4 protein-coding genes and 1 tRNA gene are annotated in these 9,241 nt (G+C 69.2%); all 5 read left to right on the forward strand.

The annotated features are described in order from the left end of the window. Positions 1-109 precede the first annotated feature (109 nt). A complete protein-coding gene (locus tag ABE487_RS13510) occupies positions 110-283 on the forward strand; it encodes a hypothetical protein (protein WP_346441574.1) in 174 nt (57 codons plus the stop codon). A 150-nt stretch (positions 284-433) separates the two neighbouring features. Continuing rightward, positions 434-509, forward strand: a tRNA-Lys gene (locus tag ABE487_RS13515). Positions 510-814: 305 nt separating this feature from the next. Beyond that, a complete protein-coding gene (locus ABE487_RS13520) occupies positions 815-5,248 on the forward strand; it encodes a DEAD/DEAH box helicase (RefSeq protein WP_346447241.1) in 4,434 nt (1,477 codons plus the stop codon). A gap of 82 nt (positions 5,249-5,330) precedes the next feature. Next, positions 5,331-6,065 carry a response regulator transcription factor gene (locus ABE487_RS13525; protein ID WP_346441572.1) on the forward strand — a complete coding sequence of 245 codons (735 nt, stop codon included), beginning with the start codon at positions 5,331-5,333 and terminating at the stop codon, positions 6,063-6,065. Positions 6,066-7,039: 974 nt separating this feature from the next. Further along, the coding region (locus tag ABE487_RS13530) for an isopeptide-forming domain-containing fimbrial protein (protein ID WP_346452906.1) at positions 7,040-9,241 on the forward strand (2,202 nt) is incomplete at its 3' end.

Here is a 9,241-nt window from a genome sequence, read left to right on the forward strand (position 1 = left end):
GTGATATCGGGTGCACACCTGCGCGATCGCGCGCTCCAGGCGGCGCCGCGACGTGCCTGTCACGGCGCGTGCGTACCGTGGGCGTGGACTCCACACGCGGACACCACCGATGCCCCTGACCGACGACCAGTTGCGGATCCTGCGCGATATCGACGCCACCACGCCGATCACCGAGGCCGAGACCGACTGGGCCGTGCGTGCCGGCTATGCCGTCTTGGCCGAGGACGGGGACATCGACTTGACCGAGCAGGGGCGCGCGCTCGTCGGGGGCCCGCAGGCCTAACGGCGTGACTGGCCGCGCGCCGCTGCAGACGGCGGCCCCTGTCCGGTACAATGCGCCTCCGGCCTGTGCCGGTGCCGCCCAAGGGCGGCAGGCGTCCTCCGCCTCACTGGTGGCCAGGATGCGCTGACCGGGCGCATGCCGCCCGTCGATGGGTCGTTAGCTCAGTCGGTAGAGCATCGGACTTTTAATCCGCTGGTCGATGGTTCGAATCCATCACGACCCACCATTCCATCGACGGGAGCGCCAACACCGCAGGCGGCCGGATGTGCGCCGGCGATCCGCGCTTGCGCAATCCTGTGAGTCGATCCTGAAGGCGCTGCCTGGAATGGACGATGCGTAGCGTGCGCCTCAGCAACGCAATCGGAAGCGTGGTGCGCGGCGCGGATCAAGCAGGCTTTGGGCGCTGCATCGTGCAGGCGTGTGGTAGCCGCTGAACGCGGCGCGCAGCGCTGTTGAAGCCTGCATCCGGCGGTCGCATATCCGTAGCACTCTCGCGGGTGCAGCTCGCGCTGACTGGCGACGCCTTCGTCCATGCCCCTCGACACCCTCCATCCCGCCGTCGCGCAGTGGTTCGGCGACACGTTCGCGGTGCCGACGCCGGCGCAGGTCGCGGCGTGGCCGGCGATCGCGGCCGGGCACGATGTGCTGGTGTCGGCGCCGACGGGGTCGGGCAAGACGCTGACGGCATTCCTGGTCGCGATCGACGGGCTGGTACGCGAGGGCCTCGAGGCCGGCGGGACGCTGCCGGACACGACGCGGGTGGTCTATGTGTCGCCGCTCAAGGCGCTGTCGAACGACGTGCGCATCAACCTGGAGGCGCCGCTGGCCGGCATCGCTGCGGCGCTGACGGCGATGGGGCTGCCGGACGTCGGGATCCGCACGGCGGTACGCACCGGCGATACGCCGCAGGCCGAGCGTGCGCGGATGCGCCGGCGGCCGCCGCACATCCTGGTGACCACACCCGAGTCGCTGTACGTGTTGCTGGGCTCGGTGTCGGGGCGGGCGATGCTCGGGGACGTGCGCAGCGTGATCGTCGACGAGATCCATGCGGTGGCCGGCGACAAGCGCGGCAGCCATCTGACCTTGACGCTGGAACGGCTGCAGGCGCTGTGCGGCCGGCGGCTGCAGCGGGTCGGGTTGTCGGCGACGCAGACGCCGATCGGCACGGTGGCCCGGTTCCTGGTCGGTGAGCGCGGTGGGGACATCGCAGCAACTGCGCAGGCCCAGCCTAACTCGTCCCCGCATGCGGGGGAGGGCGAGGGCGCTGCCGGCACAGCGACGAGGGACAACAACGGCTGCACCATCGTCGAGGTCGGGCTGGACCGCTCGCGCGACCTGGCGCTCGAACTGCCGCCCACGCCACTGTCGGCGGTGCTGTCGAACGACCAGGCGATGCAGCTCTATCAGCGCATCGCAGAACTGACGCAGGCGCACCGGACCACGCTGGTGTTCGTCAATACGCGGCGCATGGCCGAGCGGGCGGCGCGTCACCTGGGTGAGCTGCTGGGCCGCGAGCGTGTGGCCGCGCACCACGGCAGCCTGGCGCGCGAAGCCAGGCTCGACGCCGAGCAGCGGCTCAAGCATGGCGAATTGACGGTGCTGGTAGCCACCGCGTCGCTGGAGCTGGGCATCGATATCGGCGATGTCGACCTGGTGTGCCAGATCGGCTCGCCGCGCTCGATTGCTGCGTTCCTGCAGCGTGCGGGCCGCTCACGGCATCAGGTCGGCGGTGTGCCGAAGGCGCGGCTGCTGGCGACCACGCGCGACGAACTGGTCGAGTGCGCGGCCTTGCTCGACTGCGTGCGCCGCGGCGAACTCGACGCAGTGCGTATCCCGCCGGCGCCGCTCGACGTGCTGGCGCAGCAGATCGTCGCCGAAACCGCGATGCAGGATTGGGACGAGGACGCGCTGTTCGCGCTGGTGCGTCGGGCGTGGCCGTATCGGGACCTGGCGCGCGTGGACTTCGATGCGGTCGTGCGCATGCTGGCCGAGGGCTTCGTTGGCCGCCACGGGCCGCGCGCCGGCCACGTCCATCGCGACGCGGTGCATCGCCGGCTGCGGGGGCGCAAGGGGGCACGCATGGTCGCGACGATGTCCGGCGGCACGATTCCCGACACCGGCGACTACACGGTGCTGCTCGAACCCGAGTCGCAGTCGATCGGCACCGTCATCGAGGATTTCGCGGTCGAGAGCTTGACCGGTGACGTGTTCCAGCTGGGCAATGCCAGCTACCGGATTTTGCGGGTGGAGGCGGGGCGGCTGCGCGTGGAGGATGCGCAGGGCCTGCCGCCGAACATCCCGTTCTGGATCGGCGAGGCGCCCAGGCGTACGGACGCGTTGTCGGCGGGCGTGGCGCGGCTGCGTGCGCAGGTCGAGGCCCTGCTCGATGCACCGGGCGCGGGATCCGGCCATCTGCGTGCCCACGCCTGGCTGCAGGACGAGGCGGGCGTGTCGGTCGAGGCAGCCACGCAACTGGTCAATTATCTGGGCCGTGCACGCGATGCGCTCGGGGCGCTGCCGACGCAGTCGTGCCTGGTGCTCGAGCGCTTCTTCGACGCCACTGGCGGCACCCAACTGGTGCTGCATGCGCCGTTCGGCAGCCGCATCAACCGCGCATGGGGCCTGGCACTGCGCAAGCGCTTCTGCCGCAAGTTCAATTTCGAACTGCAGGCGGCAGCGACTGAGGATGCGATCGTGCTGTCGCTCTCGACCAGCCACAGCTTCCCGCTGGCCGAAGTCATGGACTATCTGCGCGCGGCGACTGCGCGCGAGGTGCTGGTGCAGGCCCTGCTCGACGCGCCGTTGTTTGGCGTGCGCTGGCGCTGGAATGCGACCACCGCGCTCGCGCTGCCGCGCTTTACCGGCGGCCGCAAGGTCGCGCCGCAACTGCAGCGGATGAAGAGCGAGGACTTGCTCGCGGCAGTGTTCCCCGACCAGGTCGCGTGCCTGGAGAACATCGTCGGCGAGCGCGAGATTCCCGACCACCCGCTGGTCGCGCAGACGCTGTACGACTGCCTGGAGGTCGCAATGGACGCGTCCGGCTGGCTGGCCGTGCTCCGCGGTGTCGAGGCGGGCCGGATCGAGGTGCTCGCGCGGGAGTTGACCGCGCCGTCGCCGCTGGCCGCCGAGGCGATCAACGCGCGCCCCTATGCCTTTCTCGATGATGCGCCCCTCGAGGAACGCCGGACCCAGGCGGTGCAGCAGCGCGATTGGTGCGATCCGGCCGCGACGGACGACCTCGGGCGGCTCGACCCCGCGGCGATCGCGCGGGTGCGCGACGAGGCGTGGCCGGACGCGGTGACGCCGGACGAAATGCACGATGCGCTGATGATGCTCGGTGCCATCGCCGAGGATGAGGCGGCGGCCGTCGCGCATTGGCCAGCGCTGCTTGCCGCACTGGCCGGCGATGCGCGCGCAACGCGCGTGCCCGTGGGCGGCGAGGCTGCGGTCTGGGTTGCGGTCGAGCGACTGCCGCTGCTACGCGCGTTGCATCCTGACGCCGCGGTCCAGCCTGACGTCACGGTGCCGGTGGAGTACGCGGTGGCGTGGACGCGCGAGGCCGCGCTGCTGGAACTGGTCCGCGCCCGTCTGGGTGGGCTCGGGCCGGTGACGGCCGAGGCATTGGCCGCACCGCTCGGCCTGGCCGCGTCAGCGGTGTTGCCGACGCTGCACGCCCTCGAGCACGAGGGCACCGTCATGCAGGGCTGGTTCTGCGGCGACGCCGCCGGGCCGCTCGAGTGGTGCGAGCGCGGGCTCTTGGCCCGCATCCATCGCGAGACGCTGGGTCGCCTGCGTCGCGAGATCGAGCCGGTGCCGGTGGCTGACTACGTGCGCTTTCTGTGCGACTGGCAACGCGTGTCGCGGAGCGGGCGCGTGCGCGGTGCCGAGGCCTTACCCGGCGTGCTGGCGCAGCTCGAAGGCTACGAAGCGCCCGCGGCGGCATGGGAGGCGGATCTGTTGCCGGCACGGGTGCCGGACTTCTCGCCCGGTTGGCTCGATGCGCTGTGCAGCACTGGGCGTTTGGCATGGCTGCGTCTGCGGCCGCGTGCCGGCGAAGGGAGCGGCGGCCACCTGCGCCAGATCCCGATCGCGCTGCTGCCGCGGCCGGATGTCCCGCGCTGGATGCGCCTGGCGCCGGCGCCGGGTGAGGCGGCGGCGTTGTCTTCGCGCGCGCGTCGGGTCGACGAGGTGCTGGCGCGGGATGGCGCGTCGTTCTTCGACGACCTGCAGGCGCACACGCGCCTGCTGCAGACCGAGTTGGAGGACGGGCTGTCTGAACTGGTCGCCGCCGGGCGTGCGCACTGCGACAGTTTCGCGGGACTGCGCGCGTTGCTGGTGCCACCCTCGCGTCGGCCGGCCACTGGCGGGCGACGGCGTGGGAGGCCGTTGGTCGGCATCGCCGATGCCGGGCGCTGGAGCCAGCCCAGGCGCGGCGAAGACGGCCCCGACGCCGACGATCTGGAGCACATCGCGCGCGTGCTGCTGCGGCGTTACGGCGTGGTCTGCTGGCGGATCCTCGATCGTGAACCCGACTGGCTGCCGCCGTGGCGCGAGCTGGTGCGGGTCTATCGCCGGCTCGAAGCCCGTGGCGAGATCCGCGGCGGCCGTTTCGTGGCCGGGCTGTCGGGCGAGCAGTACGCGCTGCCCGAAGCCGTGGGGCTGTTGCGCGCGGTCCGCGCGCGACCTGCGGATGGTGAACTGATTTGCGTGGGCGCGTCCGACCCGTTGAATCTCGCCGGGACGCTGCTGCCCGGCGAGCGGGTGCCCCGGCAGCCGGGCGCGCGACTGGTTCTGCGCGATGGGCGCGTGGTCGCCAGCCGGGTGGCGGATCGCTGCAGTGTCGACGATGCGCTCTCGGCCGAAGAGGCGGCCGCGGCAAAGGCGCTGCTCCAGCGTTCCGGGGCAGTGCCGCGTCACGGACACGGCCGGTATGGCGCGGCTGCGCCTAGTGATCGCGCTGGGTGACGGCGTCGGGATTAGCGCTCAGCGGGGGTTTGCTATCGTTGTCGAATGACCCGCGGGGAGAGGCGCCCGCTTCGAAAATGGGATGCATGGCGTGAACGGGGCGGCGGTAGAGCGTGTCAGTGTCGCGGTGGTCGAGGACGACGACGAACTGCGTGACGAGATTCTGGTACCCCTGCTGCGTGCGGCCGGGTTCGAGGCGACCGGCATGCCCGGCGCGCTGGCGCTGTACCGCGATCTGGTGGCCGGCCGCTATGACCTGGTGCTGCTCGATGTTGGCCTGCCGGACGAGGACGGCTTCGCGATCGCCCGCCATCTGCGCGAGGCTGCGCCCACGATCGGGCTGGTGATGCTGACCGGGTACGTGTCCAACGGCGATCGGCTGCGTGGTCTGGAAGCCGGCGTCGATGCGTATCTGACCAAGCCGGTCGAGGCCAGCGCGTTGATCGCCACGCTACGCAATCTCGCGCGTCGCATCGTGGCCTCCGATGGCGGCCAAAGCAGCGAGCTGGGCGAGGAGCTCGACAGCGAAGCGGGTTGGCGGCTCGACGAGCGCGGGTGGAACATCCTGTTGCCCGATGGTCGTGCGGTCGAACTCACGCTCGCCGAACAACAAGTCATGCGCCGGCTTGCCGGCTCGCCGGGACAGCCGGTCCGTCGCGAGGATCTGATCGCCGGACTCGTGGACGATGTGCACGAGTTCGATCCGCACCGGCTGGAGATGTTGGTCTACAGGCTCCGGCGAAAGTGCCAGGACAGTACCGGGGTGGCGCTGCCACTGCGCTCGGTCCGCGGCGTGGGTTACGTGTTGACCTGGTGATGGTGGCGCTGGCGGTCTGACGCGAGGGCGTGCCTGGCGTGGGCCAGCCGATGTCGGCATTTTCGGCCGCGGGACACTGGATCGTTCCTGGCGTCCGAACCGGGGCGAGGGGCGGGCTCGGCAATCCCCAATGCGATCGAGCGCGCGCAGCCTCGATGCGCACGAATTGCAAGAGACACTCGAACGACAGAGCGTCGGCAGTGAGTCTGCGCCGGCGCCGGCCCGATGCCGCCCGCAGCGGCTGTGCTTCTCTGCGTGCAGTCTCTCGGGATCACAGCATCGGGCGCGAGGGCCTACGAGCCGCAGCGCCCTACCGCATCGGCCGTACACAAGGCGAAGCTGCCATCTTCCTGCTGCCAGGGACGGGTCGACTCCGATGTCGGCGGGGCCTAAAACGCATTTGCCGCGCTCGAAGCGTCGCCGCCTTGTTTTGAGTTGAGGGCGGAATCGCATGCCGCCTGGATCTCAACATGGGCCTGTGGCGGTAACGCCGAACACAGATCGCTCTTTTACTTGGTACTGCGTTGGGTCGGCAGCGCGCACGAACTGGGTAAATAGGCCGACTTTCCCGTTTCAGCAAGTCGGTCATCGCGTGCTGAATGCGGGTTATTTATCTCACCGTTTCTCTCATTCGCTAACATATAGAGAGATATAAAATCTGTGATTGACGTCCGATTTTTGCACACATAAGATGCCGTCCCGCTCGACGATGGTTCTTTTTCGTGCGGGTGGCATCTCACGCGATGGGGAAGTTTCTTTCTGAACGACGAGCTCGATCGAGCTCGTTGTCGCGCGGCTGGATGTCATTCAAGGAAATGCGGGTCCGTCGATCTCGGGCCATGGCAGGTTTTTCGGGGGATTGCGGGATGCTGTTGAACAACATCCGGGCGGCCGCAGCGGCCGCGGGCGGTACGGTATTGGCCTGTCTTCTGGGATTGGCGGGAGCGTCTCCGGCGTTCGCCCAGTCGACGTCCGTGACCAACGTCGCGACCGTCACCGCGCCTCCGGGTACGAACGACATCGATCTCGCCAACAACACCGCGAGCGCGACGGTCACCGTGGCGCGTCCGGTCGTTGAGGTCGTCAAGAGCGCCGACCCCGTCGCCGGCTCTACGGTGACCGCAGGGCAGGTCATCACGTACACGTTAAGCGTGCGTGTGGCGGAAGCCGCCACCCTGTCCGACGTCGTGTTGAACGACACGCTCAGCGCGGGCCTGATCTTCGGCGCGGTGACCAGCGCCGGTGACTTCGTCGAGGGCGGTAGCGGCAACGCCCGCACCTTCACTCTGCCGGCCGGGACGGCGCCGGGCGACTACAACGTCGTCTACACCGCCACCGTCGGCGCGGATGCGCAGACGTCGGTCGGGAATGCGGTGGTCGCCACGGGCGGTGGCGATCCGGACAATCCGGATGCCCCGTCGCCGACTTGCACGAGCTGCACCACCGAACATCCGTTGGCCTCGGTCGTGACGGTGACGAAGGCCTCCGACCCGGCGTCGGGTAGCCAGGTGTCGCCTGGTGACACGTTGACCTACACGGTGAGCGCAACGGTTGCCAGTGCGGCGACCACCGAAGTGCTGACGCTGGCCGACACGCTCGGCACGGGTCTGACCTTTGGCGCCGTCACCGACGCGGGTGCGTTTGTCTGCACCGGTGCGCTGACCTGCACGCTGCCTGCGGGCACTTTGCCGGGCACCTACACGCTGACCTACACCGCAACCGTCAATGCGGATGCGACGGGCAGCGTCGGCAACGTCGTCGTAGCCAGTAACCCGGCTGGCGGCAACGATCCCGATCCGGTCTGCACGACCTGCGAGACCGAGCATCCGGTTGTCGCGACCTCGATCACGGTGGCCAAGACCTCCAACCCGGCGTCCGGCAGCGAGGTGTCGCCTGGCGACACGCTGACCTACACGCTGACGGCGACGGTCGCGAACTCGGCCACCACTGAAGTGCTGACGCTGAGCGATACGCTCGGGGCGGGTCTGACGTTCGGTTCGGTGACCGATGCGGGTGCGTTCGCCTGCACCGGCACGCTCACCTGCACGCTGCCGGCGGGCACCTTGCCGGGCACCTACACGCTGACCTATACCGCAACCGTCAATGCGGATGCGACGGGCAGCGTCGGCAACGTCGTCGTAGCCAGCAACCCGGCTGGCGGCAACGATCCCGATCCGGTCTGCACGACCTGCGAGACCGAGCATCCGGTCGTTGCGACGTCGATCACGGTGAGCAAGAGCTCCAACCCCGCCTCGGGTAGCGAAGTCGCACCTGGCGACACGCTGACCTATACGCTGACGGCGACGGTCGCCAATTCGGCGACGACTGAGGTTCTCACGCTGAGCGATACGCTCGGCACGGGCCTAACCTTTGGGTCGGTCACCGATGCCGGCGCGTTCGCCTGCACCGGTGCACTGACCTGCACGCTGCCTGCCGGCACGCTGCCGGGTGTCTACACGCTGACCTACACCGCGACTGTCAATGCGGATGCGACCGGAAGCGTCGGTAACGTCGTCGTAGCCAGTAACCCGGCTGGCGGCAACGATCCCGAGCCGGTCTGCACCTCCTGCGAGACCGAGCATCCGGTCGTTGCGACCTCGATCACCGTGGCGAAGACCTCGAATCCGGCGACAGGTAGCGAAGTGTCGCCTGGCGACACGCTGACCTATACGCTGACGGCGACGGTCGCCAATTCGGCGACGACTGAGGTTCTCACGCTGAGCGATACGCTCGGCACGGGCCTAACCTTTGGGTCGGTCACCGATGCCGGCGCGTTCGCCTGCACCGGTGCACTGACCTGCACGCTGCCTGCCGGCACGCTGCCGGGTGTCTACACGCTGACCTACACCGCGACTGTCAATGCGGATGCGACCGGAAGCGTCGGTAACGTCGTCGTAGCCAGTAACCCGGCTGGCGGCAACGATCCCGAGCCGGTCTGCACCTCCTGCGAGACCGAGCATCCGGTCGTTGTGACGTCGATCACGGTGTCCAAGACCTCCAACCCGGCCTCGGGCAGCGAAGTGTCCCCTGGCGACACGCTGACCTACACGCTGACGGCGACGGTCGCGAACTCGGCGACGACCGAAGTACTGACGCTGGCCGACACGCTGGGCGCAGGCCTGACCTTCGGGTCCGTGACCGATGCGGGCGCGTTCGCCTGCACCGGTGCGCTGACC

It is taken from the genome of Luteimonas sp. TWI596, assembly GCF_039674105.1.
Lineage (GTDB): Bacteria > Pseudomonadota > Gammaproteobacteria > Xanthomonadales > Xanthomonadaceae > Luteimonas.

Coding starts and splice junctions, on each gene's coding strand:
- ABE487_RS13510 (WP_346441574.1), top strand. CDS start 110: ATGCCCCTGACCGACGACCAGTTGCGGATCCTGCGCGATATCGACGCC.
- ABE487_RS13520 (WP_346447241.1), top strand. CDS start 815: ATGCCCCTCGACACCCTCCATCCCGCCGTCGCGCAGTGGTTCGGCGAC.
- ABE487_RS13525 (WP_346441572.1), top strand. CDS start 5,331: ATGCATGGCGTGAACGGGGCGGCGGTAGAGCGTGTCAGTGTCGCGGTG.